Origin of the sequence: Pseudomonas sp. GM17 (assembly GCF_000282175.2) — a bacterium.
Taxonomy (GTDB): Bacteria; Pseudomonadota; Gammaproteobacteria; order Pseudomonadales; family Pseudomonadaceae; genus Aquipseudomonas; species Aquipseudomonas chlororaphis.
The window spans coordinates 2,068,487-2,084,315 of sequence record NZ_CP124732.1 but is presented as its reverse complement, the minus strand read 5'-3'; the positions used below and the strand labels follow the sequence as shown (position 1 = coordinate 2,084,315).

Genomic DNA, 15,829 nt, shown 5'->3' with positions numbered 1-15,829 from the left:
TGAGTGGAAAAGGCCAATGCGCTGGCCCGGTAATCAATTGGCTTGTGTATCAACGGTGCATATCCCGGCATGGCCCACGGTAGGTAGGCATTCCAAAAAGCCCGGTCGCCCGGGCTTTTCAGTAATGCGGTCCTTCGCTTTCCTTTAAGTGGCTAAACGAAAAGGAAACTGACTTTTCGGCGCTACTGGCGCGGTACGAGTCCATTCAAATTGTTCCTCCGACCGCGGTCCCTGCCCGCCGGATAACTGTTCACGGTGCTTTACGCTGCACACCCGGGTCAGTTGCCAACCCTCTGAACCGTCGAGGCCGGTTCATCGCTGCCTTTGCTTTTGCCACTAAAGAGCGGTGTTGCTCACCGCTGTCGGGCGGCTTGGAACGAATAATATGCATGCATGCATATACAGTCAATGCATAAATGCATTTATTTATGCACAACAAATGCACCTACGCATGATCGCCGCATAAATAAAGGCGTGGAGGGTTTTCCTCGGGCACAAAAAAGCCCGCTCGATGGCGGGCTTTGGCGTTATGGGCTGCGGTTAACGGGCGTACATGCCCCACCAGAAGACGTGGCCGAGGATGACGATCTGCTCTTCCTGCATTTCCTGGAAGCTGTAGTCCTCATCCGGGTGTTCGTCGCGGTTGAAGCTACGCAGGCGAATACCGGAAGGCAGGCGATAGAGCTGCTTCACCCGCAGTTGGCCGTTGTGGTTGATGGCATACAGGTCGCCGTCGATGATGTCGCCGATACCGCACTTGCCGGCATTGACCCCCACCGTGGCGCCGTCGCGCAGCACCGGCAGCATGCTGTTGCCGCGGACCGTCACGCATTTGGCCTGGTCGAACTGCACGCCATTGTGCCGCAGGCTGCGCTTGCCGAAGCGCAGGCTGGAGCGCTCGCTTTCCTCAATGACGAATCTTCCTGATCCCGCAGCCAATTCAACCTCGCGAAGAAAGGGGACCGACACCTCGTCGTCATCGACGGGGGTATCGTCGTCCCACAGACTTATGTCCTTGAGTTCCGAATGCGGATCGGCCGACCGGGCAGGAGCGACAGCCGCGCGTCCGCGCAGTTGATCAGTGCTCACCTGGAAGTACTCGGCGATCCGCGAGATGTGTTTGTCCGAAGGATCGACAATCTTGCCGCTGAGGATCCGCGAAAGGGTGGATTGAGGCACACCGGTACGCCGATGGAGTTCCGTGGGGGAAATGCCATCGCGATCGAGCAGCTCTCTTAAGACGGTAGAAACGTTGCGCTTTTGCATAATGCGCATATTGCGGGTTATTTTCGCCGACGGCAAATGCTAAAATGCATATTCATGCATAAAACACCCGAAATCCTGCTGGGTTCATCCCTGCGAAGGTCGGACCGCCCATGGTAACCTTGCGCCCATCGCGAAAAAGCCGGGCCCATGCCCTCTGCTTTTGCCCACCCTTTCAACGAATCAACCTGACGACCCGATGAATAAAGCGCTCACCGATCTGTCCTCCCACACGCCGATGATGCAGCAGTACTGGCGCCTCAAGAACCAGCACCCTGACCAGCTGATGTTCTATCGCATGGGTGACTTCTACGAAATCTTCTATGAAGACGCGAAGAAGGCTGCCAAGTTGCTGGACATCACTCTGACCGCGCGCGGGCAGTCGGCTGGCCAGGCGATTCCGATGTGCGGGATTCCTTATCACGCCGCCGAAGGTTACCTGGCCAAGCTGGTAAAGCTCGGCGAGTCGGTGGTGATCTGCGAACAAGTCGGCGACCCGGCCACCAGCAAGGGCCCGGTGGAGCGCCAGGTGGTGCGGATCATCACCCCGGGGACCGTCAGCGACGAGGCCCTGCTCGACGAACGCCGGGATAACCTGATCGCGGCGGTGCTGGGCGACGAGCGCCTGTTCGGCCTTGCGGTGCTGGACATCACCAGCGGCAATTTCACGGTCCTGGAAATCAAGGGCTGGGAAAACCTGCTGGCCGAGCTGGAACGCATCAACCCGGTGGAACTGCTGATCCCGGACGACTGGCCGCAAGGCCTGCCGGCGGAAAAACGCCGTGGCGTGCGCCGTCGCGCGCCCTGGGACTTCGAACGCGACTCGGCCCACAAGAGCCTGTGCCAGCAGTTCTCCACCCAGGACCTCAAGGGTTTCGGCTGCGAGAACCTGACCCTGGCCATCGGCGCCGCCGGCTGCCTGCTGAGCTATGCCAAGGAAACCCAGCGCACCGCCCTGCCCCACCTGCGCAGCCTGCGTCACGAGCGCCTGGACGACACTGTGGTGCTCGACGGCGCCAGCCGGCGCAACCTGGAGCTGGACACCAACCTCGCCGGCGGCCGCGACAACACCCTGCAATCGGTGGTCGACCGTTGCCAGACCGCCATGGGCAGCCGCCTGCTGACCCGCTGGCTGAACCGCCCGCTGCGTGACTTGAAAGTCTTGCAGGCGCGACAGACTTCGATTGGCTGCCTGCTGGACGGTTACCGTTTCGAAAGGCTGCAACCGCAGCTCAAGGAGATCGGCGACATCGAGCGGATCCTCGCCCGTATCGGCCTGCGCAACGCCCGCCCCCGCGACCTGGCGCGCCTGCGCGATGCCCTGGCGGTGCTGCCGGAACTGCAAGTGGCGATGACCGAACTCGAGGCCGAGCACCTGAGCCAACTGGCTGTGACCACCAGCACTTACCCGGAACTGGCCGCGCTGCTGGAGAAAGCCATCATCGACAACCCGCCGGCGGTGATCCGCGATGGCGGCGTGCTGAAGACCGGTTACGACGCCGAGCTGGACGAGCTGCAATCGCTGAGCGAAAACGCCGGCCAGTTCCTTATCGACCTGGAAGCCCGGGAAAAGGCCCGTACCGGCCTGGCCAACCTGAAAGTCGGCTACAACCGGATTCACGGCTACTTCATCGAATTGCCAAGCAAACAGGCGGAACAGGCCCCGGCGGACTACATCCGGCGCCAGACCCTCAAGGGCGCCGAACGCTTCATCACTCCGGAGCTCAAGGCCTTCGAGGATAAGGCGCTATCCGCCAAGAGCCGCGCCCTGGCCCGCGAGAAGATGCTCTACGAAGCCTTGCTGGAGACCCTGATCGGTCACCTGCCGCCGTTGCAGGACACCGCGGGGGCGCTGGCTGAGCTGGACGTGCTGAGCAACCTGGCCGAGCGAGCGCTGAATCTCGACCTCAATTGCCCGCGCTTCGTCAGCGAGCCGTGCATGCGCATCACCCAGGGTCGCCACCCGGTGGTCGAGCAGGTCCTGACCACGCCGTTCGTGGCCAACGACCTGAGCCTCGACGATCAGACCCGGATGTTGGTGATCACCGGCCCGAACATGGGTGGTAAGTCCACTTATATGCGGCAAACCGCGCTGATCGTGCTGCTGGCCCACATCGGCAGCTTCGTGCCGGCAGCGAGCTGCGAGCTGTCCCTGGTGGACCGGATCTTTACCCGGATCGGCTCCAGCGATGACCTGGCCGGCGGCCGTTCCACCTTCATGGTGGAAATGAGCGAAACCGCCAACATCCTGCATAACGCTACCGAGCGCAGCCTGGTGCTGATGGACGAAGTGGGTCGCGGCACCAGTACCTTCGATGGTCTGTCCCTCGCCTGGGCTGCGGCAGAACGTCTCGCCCAGCTGCGGGCGTACACCCTGTTCGCCACCCACTACTTCGAGCTCACTGTCCTGCCGGAAAATGAACCGCTGGTGGCCAACGTGCACCTCAATGCCACCGAGCACAACGAACGCATCGTGTTCCTGCACCACGTGCTGCCAGGTCCTGCCAGCCAGAGCTATGGCCTGGCCGTGGCCCAGCTGGCGGGGGTTCCGAGCGATGTCATCGTCCGTGCCCGCGAGCACCTGAGTCGCCTGGAGACCACCAGCCTGCCCCATGAAGCGCCGTCTCCGGTAGCGGGCAAGCCTTCAGTCCCGCAGCAAAGCGACATGTTCGCCAGCCTGCCGCACCCGGTACTCGATGACTTGGCCAAGCTCGATCTGGACGACATGACCCCGCGCAAGGCACTGGAAATGCTCTATACATTGAAGACACGCATCTAACGCTGATGCTTTCAAGCTGTTAGAATCTCGCGCGGTTTGGGATGCTGCGGACTATTAGCCTGGTCCGCAGACTATCGCTCCCGAACCTGGCGACCCCGTCCTGAAGGGGCTCCGCTGCCGCCGCCTGAGGAGAGAATTAGAAATGACCTTCGTCGTCACCGACAACTGCATCAAGTGCAAGTACACCGACTGCGTAGAAGTCTGTCCGGTGGACTGCTTTTACGAAGGCCCGAACTTCCTGGTGATTCACCCGGATGAGTGCATTGATTGCGCGCTGTGCGAGCCTGAATGCCCCGCTGTAGCGATCTTCTCCGAGGACGAAGTTCCAGAAGAGATGCAGGAATTCATTCAGTTGAACGTTGAGCTGGCCGAGATCTGGCCCAACATCACTGAAAAGAAAGATTCCCTGCCCGATGCCGAAGAGTGGGATGGCGTCAAAGGCAAGATCAAAGATCTCGAACGCTGATTACCTCGCGTTCCCCAAAAAGGCCCGTTGCGGGCCTTTTTGCTGTTCCGGATTCACTTTTGCGCAGGCAAAAAAAGGGGCGGTATGACCCGCCCACCTTTTTTCCCTAGTCCCTGTGTTCCTTTTCATCGTCCTGATGAATCGCGTCCTGCGATGTCCTGACCATCATCCTTGATGGCTGTGTCTATCCGTCGACACAGGGCTGATATTAGAGAGTTTCCATGACAGAGCAATGGCACTGACAGGTAGAAAACGTGTCGAACACCGCTCTAATAATTAAAATAAATTGTTATTAATCAACAAGATAACTAAAAACCTCAGATCAAACAGACAACTTTCATACCGCATAAAAACCGAACACTTACGAAAGAGTCAGCCTTTACTTACATGCTCGTTCAGCTATTGAACATGCGCCTGCATATTTCATCTGACTCCTATCGATTACCCAATAAAAAGCCCCGAACGTGTCGGGGCTTTTCACGGCAGGATTGCTCGTGCCGTTACTGGAACAGCGACTCGCTGGAGAGGCCGTTCTTCTCGAGGATCTCACGCAGACGCTTGAGACCTTCGACCTGGATCTGGCGTACCCGCTCTCGGGTAAGCCCGATCTCCAGGCCCACATCTTCCAGGGTGCTGCTCTCGTGGCCGCGCAAGCCGAAGCGGCGAACTACCACTTCACGCTGCTTGTCGGTCAATTCGGAAAGCCACTGATCGATGCTTTGCGACAGGTCGTCATCCTGCAGCAGCTCGCACGGATCGGTAGGACGATCGTCGGTGAGGGTGTCCAGCAGGGTTTTATCCGAATCCGGACCCAGCGAGACGTCGACTGAAGAAACCCGCTCGTTCAAGCCCAGCATGCGCTTGACCTCACCTACCGGTTTCTCCAGCAGGTTGGCGATTTCTTCAGGGGAGGGTTCATGGTCGAGTTTCTGTGTCAGCTCCCGTGCTGCCCGCAGGTAGACGTTGAGCTCTTTGACCACATGAATCGGCAGCCGGATAGTCCGGGTCTGGTTCATGATTGCCCGTTCGATGGTTTGACGGATCCACCAGGTGGCATAGGTCGAGAAGCGGAAACCGCGCTCCGGATCGAACTTCTCCACCGCCCGGATCAGACCGAGGTTGCCCTCTTCGATCAGGTCCAGCAGCGAAAGCCCACGATTGACATAACGCCGGGCGATTTTCACCACCAGACGCAGGTTGCTTTCAATCATGCGCTTGCGCCCGGCCGGATCGCCACTTTGCGACAGACGCGCAAAATGAACTTCTTCTTCCGGAGAGAGCAATGGGGAAAAGCCGATTTCATTGAGATACAGCTGCGTCGCGTCGAGCGCTCGCGTGTAATCAATGTATTTGTGTTGTTTCAATGAAGCGGAGTGTTTGGATTTGGCACGAACTGAAGGTACAGCAGATCCCTCATTCGACATCGAATCAGTGGCGATATCCGTCTCCATAAGGAGAACTTCATCGTCGATGTCAAACTCCGGCACTTCTTTACTGAGAGCCATTGTTATAGTCCTTTGGTGAGTTCGACCTCAGGCTCAAGCGACGCCTTTATCCTTGGCAACGCTGGAACCTGTTCCCTCTACGTGACGGAACAGGCTTGGTAACGGATCAACGACGTGGCAGGAATTGCAGCGGATCTACAGGTTTACCTTGTCGGCGAATCTCAAAGTGCAGTTTCACCCGGTCTGTACCAGTTGATCCCATTTCGGCAATTGTCTGTCCGACTTTGACCTGCTGCCCCTCCCGAACCAACAGCCTACGGCTGTGGCCGTAAGCACTGACGTAGGTATCGCTGTGTTTGATGATGACCAGTTCGCCGTAGCCCCTTAAGCCACTCCCGGCGTAAACCACCGTCCCATCAGACGCAGCTAAAACAGGCTGTCCCAAATCCCCGGCGATATCAATGCCTTTATTCAAACTACCGTTTGAAGAGAATTTTCCAATCAGAATACCGTTCGCAGGCCAGCCCCAGCCCTTTGGCGCGGGGCCTGCAGGCGGTAATGGAGCCGGCGCGGGCTGGCTCGCAATCGTTGGCGCGGCCCCTGCCGGACGACGAATTACCGTGGTTTTACTTGAAGAAGATGCACTGGAAGCCGACTTTGTAACCACGGCTGTCGGGGCCGAACCCGAGCGGCCGTCGAAGCGGATGGTCTGCCCCGGGTGAATGGTATACGGCTCGGCAATATTGTTGCGCGCGGCCAGGGCCTTGTAGTCCCAGCCATAACGGAAGGCGATGGAGAACAGGGTGTCGCCGCGACGAACCGTGTATTGCCCCGTGGTCACCGTCGGGCGCTGCGGTACCGCGCTGGTGCGATCGACGACCCGGGCGCTGCTCGACTTATTGCTCGAACAGCCGACCAACAGAGAACTCAAGACAAGGCCAATCACCAGTCGCTGAAAGCTTGTTGTACCCATACGCTGCGCAATGACTGTGAGACTCACCCGCCGCTCCCTTTGTGGTGGTTGAAGATAATTAGTGCCTGGCTCAGGCATGAAGTGTCGCAAGTATAACCGGCCACCCACGCTTTATTCCCGGCAAAGCGAAATCGGCAGGCACCAGCATATCGATCAGGGTTCAAGGTTACTTAACCGATTGATCAAGCTGTAAGACCAAGCCGATCAAGCAGAATTCACCCGTTCCAAACAAATGCTCAGGCCAATGGCCCGTTGAGCAAGGGAACGAAGCGAACCGAGCCGAGAACCTGCCGTGAAAACCCCTGCTCCTCACGAATGACCAGCATCAGTTGCTGCACTTCCCCGGCACCGACTGGAATCACCATCCGGCCACCGGGCGCCAATTGGTCCAGCAGGGCCTGGGGGATGTCGGTGGCGACCGCCGTCACGATGATCCCGTTGTACGGCGCCAGCGCCGGCCAGCCTTCCCAGCCGTCGCCCCAGCGGAATACCACGTTGCGCAGGTTCAGCTCGACCAGACGCTCCTTGGCCCGATCCTGCAACACCTTGATGCGCTCGACCGAGAACACCCGCTCCACCAGTTGCGACAATACCGCTGTCTGGTAACCCGACCCGGTGCCGATCTCCAGCACCTTGTCCAACGGGCCAGCCGCCAGCAGCAGCTCGCTCATGCGCGCCACCATATAAGGCTGCGAGATCGTCTGGTTGTGCCCGATCGGCAGGGCCGTGTCTTCATAGGCGCGATGCGCCAGGGCCTCGTCGACGAACAGATGCCGCGGTGTACGCCGAATGACTTCCAGTACCTGGGCGTTGGACAGGCCTTCATCGTAAAGACGCTGGATCAGGCGTTCGCGGGTACGCTGGGAAGTCATCCCGATACCGCGACGCAACAAATCGTCTTGTTCGCGAGCCATTAGCGCAGCCCCTCCAGCCAGCCATCAAGACTTCTGAAGGCATCATTGAAGGTGCGATCGAGCTGCAACGGCGTGATCGAGACATAGCCCTGCATGATGGCGTGGAAGTCCGTACCCGGGCCACCGTCCTCGGCGTCCCCCGCCGCGGCGATCCAATAACCGGCCTTGCCGCGCGGGTCGACCGTCTTCATCGGCGCCGCCGCCCGGGCGCGATGGCCCAGGCGGGTCAGCTGAATGCCGCGAATATGATCAAGAGGCAGATTGGGAATGTTCACGTTCAGCACGGTACGTGGTGGCAGATCCAGCTGCCCGTGGGCCTCGACCAGTTTGCGGGCGAAATAGGCAGCCGTCGGCAGGTTATCCACCTGACGCGAAACAAACGAAAAGGCAAACGCCGGCAGGTTCAGGAAACGCCCTTCCAGGGCTGCGGCGACGGTGCCGGAATACAGCACGTCGTCACCCAGGTTCGCCCCGAGGTTGATTCCGGACACGACCATGTCCGGATCGCGCTCCAGCAGCCCGTTGAGGCCCAGGTGCACGCAATCGGTGGGGGTGCCATTGATACTGATGAAACCGTTACTCAAGGTGTGCGGGTGCAACGGCCTGTCCAGCGTCAGCGAGCTGCTGGCGCCGCTTTTGTCCTGGTCCGGGGCAATCACCACGCACTCGGCGTAATCCGCCAGCGCAGCATGAAGCGCGGCGAGACCGGGTGCTGTTACACCATCGTCGTTAGAAATCAGAATACGCATGGGCTGTCCGTCTGCCCCACCGGCACCAGATCGACGAGTTCACGCACCAATACGGTGGCGAAGCATCCGGCCGGCAGGACGAATTCCAGTTGCAGAATGTCAGGCTCGGGATAATGCCACGTCAACCCGCCAATGGGCAGCCGCAGGATGCGACGTTCGTGGCTCATTCCGGCTTTAATCAACCAATCGCGCAGATCCGCTTCGTCGGCAGCCACCTGCTGTTCCAGCAGCTGGGTCGCCCCGGCGGCAGGCGATTCGCCTTCGCCCCACTGCGGACCGGTCGGGTGCAAGTCGAGGATGGCCAGGCGCGGATCGCTGCATTCGGCTTCGCCGGCCGGGAAAAAACTGCGGCTGTCGGTGAAGGCCAGCAGGTCGCCGACCTGGGCCCGTTGCCAGCTGCCATCGGCCACGCGCGCCGCCAGCACCCGGTTGAACAGATAGCTGCGCGCGGTGGAAAGCAGCCGCGAACGTACATTGCGCTGCTCCGGCAAGGCCTTGCGGGCGGCCCAATCGCGGGCATCGACCAGGTTACCGCCGTTATGACCAAAACGCTGGGCGCCGAAATAATTGGGGATGCCGTGTTTGACGATCGATTGCAGGCGCTCCTCGATCCCCGCCTTGTCTGCCTTCAATTCGGTCAGGCGCAGGGTAAAGCCGTTGGCCGCATGGGCGCCGCGTTGCAGCTTGCGCTTGTGGCGGGTCAGCTTGAGGATCTTCAGCGTGTCGTTTTCAGCCGCCGACAGATCGGGATCCGCCTTGCCAGGCAGTTGGATGCTGAACCACTGCCGGGTCAGCGCCTGGCGATCCTTCAAGCCGGCATAGCTGACGGTGCGCAACGGCACACCCGCGGCCTTGGCAATCCGCCGCGCCGCTTCTTCGGTGTTCAGGCCGCGCTTTTCCACCCACAACCACAGGTGTTCGCCTTCGCCGGTCAGGGGAATGTCCAGGACTTCGTCGACCTGGAAGTCTTCGGCGGTGGCCTTCAGTACCGCGCTACCCAGGGCTTCGCCATAGGCCCGCGGGCCCAACAGTTGCAGTTCGTTCATGCGCGCAGCAACAAGGCAACGGAATGCACGGCGATGCCTTCTTCGCGCCCGACGAAGCCGAGCTTTTCGGTGGTGGTGGCCTTGACGTTCACTTGATCCAACTCGACTTGCAGATCCGCGGCAATCAGCGCGCGCATCGTTTCAATATGGGGAGCCATCTTCGGCGCCTGGGCCACGATGGTGTTATCGACGTTGCCGACCTTCCAGCCCTTGGCATGGATCAGTGCGACGACATGACGCAACAGCGCACGGCTGTCGGCGCCCTTGAACTGCGGATCGGTGTCCGGGAAATGTTTGCCGATGTCGCCCAGTGCGGCGGCACCCAGCAAGGCATCGCTCAGAGCATGCAACAGCACGTCGCCGTCGGAGTGGGCGAGCAGCCCGAAGCTGTGTGCAATACGCACGCCGCCCAGAGTGATGAAATCGCCTTCAGCGAAACGGTGCACATCGTAGCCGTGGCCAATACGCATAAAAAAACGCCCTGATTGAGTCAGGGCGTGATTCTACCTGCTTTGGCGGACATTAGCCGCTCAGAGCGCGCGCATGATGCTGCAGGTGGTCGCCGATGAAGCTGGCGATGAAGAAATAGCTGTGGTCGTAGCCGGGTTGCAGGCGCAACGTCAGTGGATGACCGGCGGCTTTCGCCGCCTGTTGCAGCACTTCGGGCTTGAGCTGATTGGCCAGGAAATCGTCACGATCGCCCTGGTCCACCAGCAACGGCAGCTTTTCGCTGGCTTCCTGGATCAGCACGCTGGCATCCCATTCGCGCCAACGGGAGCGCTCTTCGCCCAGGTAACGGGAAAAGGCTTTCTGCCCCCATGGGCAATCCATCGGGTTGCTGATCGGTGCGAAGGCCGACACCGACTGGTAGCGCCCCGGATTGCGCAACGCGCAGACCAGAGCACCGTGGCCGCCCATGGAGTGCCCGCTGATGCCGCGCTTGTCCGAGGCCGGGAAATGCGCCTCGACCAATGCCGGCAGCTCCTGCACCACATAGTCATGCATGCGGTAATGCTCGGCCCAGGGCTGCTGGGTGGCATTCAGATAGAATCCGGCCCCCAGGCCGAAGTCCCAGGCGCCATCCGGGTCGCCCGGCACGCCAGGGCCACGCGGGCTGGTATCCGGCGCGACAATGATCAACCCCAGCTCGGCGGCCAGACGCTGGGCACCGGCCTTTTGCATAAAGTTCTCGTCGGTGCAGGTCAGGCCGGACAACCAGTACAGCACCGGCAGCTTGCCGCCCTGCTCCGCCTGCGGCGGCAGGTACACGGCGAACACCATGTCGCAGCCCAGCACCTCGGAATGATGCTTGTAGCGTTTGTGCCAGCCACCGAAGCTTTTCTGGCAGGACAGGTTTTCCAGACTCATGGGCATTTCAGCCGCAGGCTTCAAGCTTCAAGCTGCAAGTTGGCGGTGATCGCTCTTGCAGCTTCCGGCTTGCAGCTTGCCACTGCTCCTTAGAAATGAATGACGGTACGGATGCTCTTGCCTTCATGCATCAGGTCGAAGGCCTTGTTGATGTCCTCCAGCCCCATGGTGTGGGTGATGAAGGTATCCAACGGGATTTCGCCGCTCTGGGCCATTTCCACATAGCTTGGCAACTCGGAGCGGCCACGCACGCCACCGAACGCCGAACCGCGCCAGACGCGACCGGTAACCAGCTGGAACGGACGGGTGGAGATTTCCTGGCCGGCACCGGCCACGCCGATGATCACCGACTCGCCCCAACCCTTATGGCAGCACTCCAGTGCGGCACGCATCAGTTGCACGTTGCCGATGCATTCGAAGGAGAAGTCCACGCCGCCGTCGGTCATGTCGACGATGACCTCCTGGATCGGCCGGTCGAAGTCTTTCGGGTTCACGCAATCGGTGGCGCCCAACTGCTTGGCGATCTCGAACTTGGCCGGGTTGATGTCGATGGCGATGATCCGGCCAGCCTTGGCTTTTACGGCACCGATCACCGCCGACAGGCCGATGCCGCCCAGGCCGAAGATTGCCACGGTGTCGCCGGCCTTGACCTTGGCGGTATTGATCACCGCACCGATCCCGGTGGTGACGCCGCAACCCAGCAGGCAGACTTTTTCCAGAGGCGCTTCTTTAGGGATCTTGGCCACCGAGATTTCCGGCAACACGGTGTACTCGGAAAAGGTCGAGGTGCCCATGTAGTGGAAAATCGGCTGGCCTTTATAGGAGAAACGGGTGGTGCCGTCCGGCATCAGGCCCTTGCCCTGGGTGGCGCGGATCGCCTGGCACAGGTTGGTCTTGCCCGACAGGCAGAATTTGCACTTGCCGCATTCCGGGGTGTACAGCGGGATCACATGATCGCCCACGGCCACCGAGGTCACGCCCTCGCCGATGGCCTCGACCACGGCGCCGCCTTCGTGACCGAGGATCGACGGGAAGATACCTTCCGGGTCGGCCCCGGACAGGGTGTAGGCGTCGGTGTGGCACACGCCGGAAGCGACGACCCGCAACAACACTTCGCCGGCCTTGGGCATGGCGACATCGACTTCAACGATCTCAAGGGGTTTCTTGGCCTCGAAGGCAACGGCAGCGCGCGACTTGATCATCCTGGGTCTCCAGCGAATAAAAACGAGACAGGGAGTGTAAAACAGCGCCTGACGATGAATAATCCGAACAAAAGCAAAACATTATTGCTGTACAGGGATAATCACCATGAACGAGAACCGCTGGGAAGGCATCGACGAATTCGTCGCCGTGGCCGAGTGCAGCCAGTTCACTGCCGCCGCGGAGCGCCTCGGGGTGTCGTCTTCCCATATCAGCCGGCAGATCGTCCGCCTGGAAGAACGGCTGCAGACCCGCCTGCTGTATCGCAGTACCCGCCGAGTGACCCTGACCGAGGCCGGGCAAACTTTCTTACAGCATTGCCAGCGCCTGCAGGACGGGCGCGAAGAGGCATTGCGCGCCGTCGGCGACCTGACCAGCGAACCCAAGGGCATGCTGCGCATGACCTGCGCGGTGGCCTACGGCGAGCGGTTTATCGTGCCGCTGGTCACCAGTTTCATGGGGCTTTATCCGCAACTGCGGGTGGATATCGAACTGAGCAACCGGCCCCTGGACCTGGTGCACGAGGGCCTGGACCTGGCGATTCGCCTCGGTCGCCTGCAGGACTCACGACTGGTGGCGACCCGCCTGGCGCCACGCCGCATGTACCTCTGCGCCTCGCCGTCCTACCTGGAACGCTACGGCCGCCCCCACAGCCTGTCGGAATTGAGTCGCCACAACTGCCTGATCGGCAGCTCGGACATCTGGCAGCTGGAGCAGGACGGCCGCGAGTTCTCCCAGCGGGTGCAAGGCAACTGGCGCTGCAACAGCGGGCAGGCCGTGCTGGATGCAGCGCTACAGGGGGTTGGCCTCTGCCAGCTACCGGATTATTACGTGCTGGAGCATTTGCATCAGGGCAGCCTGATTTCCCTGCTCGAGGCGCATCAGCCGCCGAATACCGCGGTGTGGGCGCTGTATCCGCAACAACGGCATCTGTCGCCCAAGGTGCGCAAGCTGGTGGACTATCTCAAGGAGGGGTTGGCCAAACGGCCGGAGTACAAGGATTGATCCGTAGCCGCTGCGGCAGGCTGCGATCGGCTACGCAATACCCGTCATAGCGGACAACGCGGTCGATCGGCTTGAAGTACATGACGACTACAAAAAACGCGTCCCGTTCCGGGCCGTTCGCAGCCTGCGGCAGCGGCTACAGGGGCCCGCGAAAAGCGACGCTCAGCGGCGATTGGCCCAACGCTGGCGCAGCCACTCCAGGTCTTCCGGACGGGTCACCTTGAGGTTGTCCGAACGCCCTTCGATCAGGCGTGGCGCCTGGCCGGCCCATTCCATCGCCGACGCTTCATCGGTAATCGCCACATCCGCCACCAGGCTGTCGGCCAAGGCGCGATGCAAGGCGCCAAGACGGAACATCTGCGGCGTATAGGCTTGCCAGATCAGGCTGCGGTCCACGGTTTCCTGCACTCGTCCGTGCTTGTCGATCCGCTTCAGGGTGTCACGGGCCGGCACCGCGAGCAGGCCGCCCACCGGGTCATCCGCCAGTTCGCTCAGCAGCTTGTCCAGGTCATCACGGGACAGGTTCGGCCGTGCGGCATCGTGAACCAGCACCCAGTCTTCATCCGCAGCGCCCTGGGCATGCAGATGGAGCAAAGCATTGAGGACCGATCCGGAACGCTCCGCACCACCTTCGACCCGCTGGATCCTTGGGTCGTGGGCACAGGCCAGGGTCGGCCAGTAAGGATCATCAAGCGCCAGGCTGACCACCAGCCCCTTCAGGCAAGGATGGTCGAGGAAACAGCCGAGGCTGTGTTCGAGAATAGTGCGCCCGCCCAGTTGCAAGTATTGCTTGGGACGGTCCGCGGCCATGCGGGCACCGACGCCCGCGGCAGGAATCACGGCCCAGAAGGCCGGTAACGACTGGATCATTGGGCCAACTGGTAGAGGGTTTCGCCCTCCTTGACCATGCCCAGTTCATGACGAGCCCGCTCTTCCACGGTCTCCATGCCTTTCTTCAATTCCATGACTTCCGCGTCGAGTACACGATTGCGCTCCAGCAAGCGCTCGTTTTCAGCGCGCTGATCGGCAATTTGCTGAGTCAGGTCGGTTACCTGCGCCAAGCTGCCATTCCCCACCCAGAGGCGGTACTGCAGGCCAGCCAGCAGCAAGAGCAAGACGAGGAACAACCAATTGGGACTGCGCATCGAATATCGGGTATCCAGTGAAAAAAGACAGCCATGCCAACAACTTCGAACCTACTGACAGCACGAAGCCTGGAAGAACCAGGCTTGTGCTCTTAAGGCATCAGATTAGTGGCAAAAATCTCGCTGATGCGATTTTTCTGACCCAATCCGGTGTCTTTGTACCATCTACCGCTTAACCGCGAAACTCGCTGCGGCCGTTGTACTTGGCTTTGCCATTCAATTGCTCTTCGATACGCAGCAATTGGTTGTACTTGGACACGCGGTCGGAACGGCACAACGAACCGGTCTTGATCTGGCCAGCCGAGGTGCCCACGGCCAGGTCGGCAATGGTCGAGTCTTCGGTTTCGCCGGAACGGTGCGAAATCACTGCGGTGTAACCGGCAGCCTTGGCCATCTGGATGGCTTCCAGGGTTTCGGTCAGGGTGCCGATCTGGTTGAACTTGATCAGGATCGAGTTGGCGATCTTCTTGTCGATGCCTTCTTTCAGGATCTTGGTGTTGGTCACGAACAGGTCGTCGCCCACCAGTTGGGTCTTCTCGCCGATCTTGTCGGTGAGGATCTTCCAGCCAGCCCAGTCGGACTCGTCCAGACCGTCTTCGATGGAGATGATCGGGTAACGCTCGGTCAGGCCTTTCAGGTAGTCGGCGAAACCTTCAGCGGTGAACACCTGGCCTTCGCCGGACAGGTTGTACTTGCCGTCTTCGAAGAACTCGCTGGCTGCGCAGTCCAGAGCCAGGGTCACGTCGGTGCCCAGCTTGTAACCGGCGTTGGCCACGGCTTCGGAGATCACTTTCAGAGCGTCTTCGTTGGAAGCCAGGTTCGGCGCGAAACCACCTTCATCACCCACGGCGGTGCTCAGGCCACGGGCTTTCAGCACAGCCTTGAGGTGATGGAAAATCTCGGTGCCCATGCGCAGGCCTTCGGAGAAGGACTTGGCGCCAACCGGCTGCACCATGAATTCCTGGATGTCGACGTTGTTATCGGCGTGCTCGCCACCGTTGATGATGTTCATCATCGGCACCGGCATCGAGTAGACACCCGGGGTACCGTTCAGGTTGGCGATGTGCGCATACAGCGGCAGGTCCTGGTCCTGTGCTGCTGCCTTGGCCGCGGCCAGGGAAACGGCGAGGATCGCGTTGGCGCCCAGGGTGGCCTTGTTGTCGGTACCGTCCAGCTTGATCATCGCCTGATCGAGGGATTTCTGGTCGCTTGGGTCTTTACCCAGCAGCAGGTCACGGATCGGACCATTGATGTTGGCTACGGCCTTCAGTACGCCCTTGCCCAGGTAACGGCTCTTGTCGCCATCACGCAGCTCCAGCGCTTCACGCGAGCCGGTGGAGGCACCGGACGGCGCGCAGGCGCTGCCGATGATGCCGTTATCGAGAAGCACGTCCGCTTCGACGGTGGGGTTGCCACGGGAGTCGAGAACTTCACGACCTTTGATGTCGACGATTTTTGCCATTGTTGTAAACACTC

The 15,829-nt window shown here is 60.5% G+C and carries 15 protein-coding genes; 3 read left to right on the top strand and 12 right to left on the bottom strand.

Annotated elements, in window-relative coordinates:
- Positions 1-540: 540 nt before the first annotated feature.
- A complete protein-coding gene (locus tag PMI20_RS09285; protein ID WP_164486162.1) occupies positions 541-1,275 on the bottom strand; it encodes a LexA family transcriptional regulator in 735 nt (244 codons plus the stop codon).
- A gap of 187 nt (positions 1,276-1,462) precedes the next feature.
- Between PMI20_RS09285 and mutS the strand changes: the two genes are divergently transcribed.
- Both mutS and fdxA read left to right on the top strand, forming a co-directional pair.
- Positions 1,463-4,042, top strand: coding sequence for a DNA mismatch repair protein MutS (gene mutS, locus PMI20_RS09280; RefSeq protein ID WP_007924024.1), 2,580 nt, complete (start codon positions 1,463-1,465; stop codon positions 4,040-4,042).
- A 142-nt stretch (positions 4,043-4,184) separates the two neighbouring features.
- The gene (fdxA, locus tag PMI20_RS09275) at positions 4,185-4,508 is read left to right on the top strand and encodes a ferredoxin FdxA (protein WP_007924025.1); all 324 of its coding nucleotides are present in this window, start codon (positions 4,185-4,187) and stop codon (positions 4,506-4,508) included.
- 500 nt (positions 4,509-5,008) lie between these two features.
- On the opposite strand, the gene rpoS is transcribed toward fdxA, so the two are convergent.
- The 8 genes from rpoS to PMI20_RS09235 form a co-directional block, all read right to left on the bottom strand.
- The gene (gene rpoS / locus PMI20_RS09270) at positions 5,009-6,013 is read right to left on the bottom strand and encodes an RNA polymerase sigma factor RpoS (protein ID WP_007924026.1); all 1,005 of its coding nucleotides are present in this window, start codon (positions 6,011-6,013) and stop codon (positions 5,009-5,011) included.
- 106 nt (positions 6,014-6,119) lie between these two features.
- Positions 6,120-6,953, bottom strand: coding sequence for a peptidoglycan DD-metalloendopeptidase family protein (locus tag PMI20_RS09265; RefSeq protein WP_007924027.1), 834 nt, complete (start codon positions 6,951-6,953; stop codon positions 6,120-6,122).
- A gap of 209 nt (positions 6,954-7,162) precedes the next feature.
- Positions 7,163-7,798 carry a protein-L-isoaspartate(D-aspartate) O-methyltransferase gene (locus tag PMI20_RS09260; protein WP_172963011.1) on the bottom strand — a complete coding sequence of 212 codons (636 nt, stop codon included), beginning with the start codon at positions 7,796-7,798 and terminating at the stop codon, positions 7,163-7,165.
- A gap of 41 nt (positions 7,799-7,839) precedes the next feature.
- Complete coding sequence (gene surE / locus PMI20_RS09255) at positions 7,840-8,589, bottom strand: 5'/3'-nucleotidase SurE (RefSeq protein WP_007924030.1); 750 nt, start codon at positions 8,587-8,589, stop codon at positions 7,840-7,842.
- Positions 8,577-9,635, bottom strand: coding sequence for a tRNA pseudouridine(13) synthase TruD (gene truD, locus PMI20_RS09250; RefSeq protein WP_007924031.1), 1,059 nt, complete (start codon positions 9,633-9,635; stop codon positions 8,577-8,579). Before truD ends, surE begins: the two co-directional genes overlap by 13 nt.
- Positions 9,632-10,105 carry a 2-C-methyl-D-erythritol 2,4-cyclodiphosphate synthase gene (gene ispF, locus PMI20_RS09245; RefSeq protein ID WP_007924033.1) on the bottom strand — a complete coding sequence of 158 codons (474 nt, stop codon included), beginning with the start codon at positions 10,103-10,105 and terminating at the stop codon, positions 9,632-9,634. The genes truD and ispF overlap by 4 nt, the downstream gene beginning before the upstream one ends.
- A 52-nt stretch (positions 10,106-10,157) precedes the next feature.
- Complete coding sequence (gene fghA, locus PMI20_RS09240; RefSeq protein ID WP_162094495.1) at positions 10,158-11,009, bottom strand: S-formylglutathione hydrolase; 852 nt, start codon at positions 11,007-11,009, stop codon at positions 10,158-10,160.
- A gap of 83 nt (positions 11,010-11,092) precedes the next feature.
- Positions 11,093-12,205, bottom strand: a complete 1,113-nt coding sequence (locus tag PMI20_RS09235; RefSeq protein WP_007924035.1) for an S-(hydroxymethyl)glutathione dehydrogenase/class III alcohol dehydrogenase — start codon at positions 12,203-12,205, stop codon at positions 11,093-11,095.
- 106 nt (positions 12,206-12,311) lie between these two features.
- On the opposite strand from PMI20_RS09235, the gene PMI20_RS09230 reads away from it, so the two are divergent.
- On the top strand, positions 12,312-13,208 hold the full coding sequence (locus PMI20_RS09230) for a LysR substrate-binding domain-containing protein (protein ID WP_007924036.1): 897 nt from the start codon (positions 12,312-12,314) through the stop codon (positions 13,206-13,208).
- Positions 13,209-13,370: 162 nt separating this feature from the next.
- On the opposite strand, the gene ispD is transcribed toward PMI20_RS09230, so the two are convergent.
- From ispD to eno, 3 genes are all read right to left on the bottom strand, one after another.
- A complete protein-coding gene (ispD, locus tag PMI20_RS09225) occupies positions 13,371-14,078 on the bottom strand; it encodes a 2-C-methyl-D-erythritol 4-phosphate cytidylyltransferase (RefSeq protein ID WP_007924037.1) in 708 nt (235 codons plus the stop codon).
- Positions 14,075-14,353: a cell division protein FtsB gene (gene ftsB / locus PMI20_RS09220; RefSeq protein ID WP_007924039.1), complete on the bottom strand. Its 279-nt coding sequence runs from the start codon at positions 14,351-14,353 to the stop codon at positions 14,075-14,077. The genes ispD and ftsB overlap by 4 nt, the downstream gene beginning before the upstream one ends.
- A gap of 172 nt (positions 14,354-14,525) precedes the next feature.
- On the bottom strand, positions 14,526-15,815 hold the full coding sequence (eno, locus tag PMI20_RS09215) for a phosphopyruvate hydratase (RefSeq protein WP_007924041.1): 1,290 nt from the start codon (positions 15,813-15,815) through the stop codon (positions 14,526-14,528).
- Positions 15,816-15,829: the final 14 nt, after the last annotated feature.

Excerpts from the sequence above, each read along its gene's own strand:
- fdxA (WP_007924025.1), top strand. The coding sequence starts at position 4,185 with ATGACCTTCGTCGTCACCGACAACTGCATCAAGTGCAAGTACACCGAC.
- eno (WP_007924041.1), bottom strand. The coding sequence starts at position 15,815 with ATGGCAAAAATCGTCGACATCAAAGGTCGTGAAGTTCTCGACTCCCGT.
- rpoS (WP_007924026.1), bottom strand. The coding sequence starts at position 6,013 with ATGGCTCTCAGTAAAGAAGTGCCGGAGTTTGACATCGACGATGAAGTT.
- mutS (WP_007924024.1), top strand. The coding sequence starts at position 1,463 with ATGAATAAAGCGCTCACCGATCTGTCCTCCCACACGCCGATGATGCAG.
- ispF (WP_007924033.1), bottom strand. The coding sequence starts at position 10,105 with ATGCGTATTGGCCACGGCTACGATGTGCACCGTTTCGCTGAAGGCGAT.
- PMI20_RS09235 (WP_007924035.1), bottom strand. The coding sequence starts at position 12,205 with ATGATCAAGTCGCGCGCTGCCGTTGCCTTCGAGGCCAAGAAACCCCTT.
- fghA (WP_162094495.1), bottom strand. The coding sequence starts at position 11,009 with ATGCCCATGAGTCTGGAAAACCTGTCCTGCCAGAAAAGCTTCGGTGGC.
- truD (WP_007924031.1), bottom strand. The coding sequence starts at position 9,635 with ATGAACGAACTGCAACTGTTGGGCCCGCGGGCCTATGGCGAAGCCCTG.
- ispD (WP_007924037.1), bottom strand. The coding sequence starts at position 14,078 with ATGATCCAGTCGTTACCGGCCTTCTGGGCCGTGATTCCTGCCGCGGGC.
- PMI20_RS09285 (WP_164486162.1), bottom strand. The coding sequence starts at position 1,275 with ATGCGCATTATGCAAAAGCGCAACGTTTCTACCGTCTTAAGAGAGCTG.
- surE (WP_007924030.1), bottom strand. The coding sequence starts at position 8,589 with ATGCGTATTCTGATTTCTAACGACGATGGTGTAACAGCACCCGGTCTC.
- PMI20_RS09230 (WP_007924036.1), top strand. The coding sequence starts at position 12,312 with ATGAACGAGAACCGCTGGGAAGGCATCGACGAATTCGTCGCCGTGGCC.
- PMI20_RS09260 (WP_172963011.1), bottom strand. The coding sequence starts at position 7,798 with ATGACTTCCCAGCGTACCCGCGAACGCCTGATCCAGCGTCTTTACGAT.
- ftsB (WP_007924039.1), bottom strand. The coding sequence starts at position 14,353 with ATGCGCAGTCCCAATTGGTTGTTCCTCGTCTTGCTCTTGCTGCTGGCT.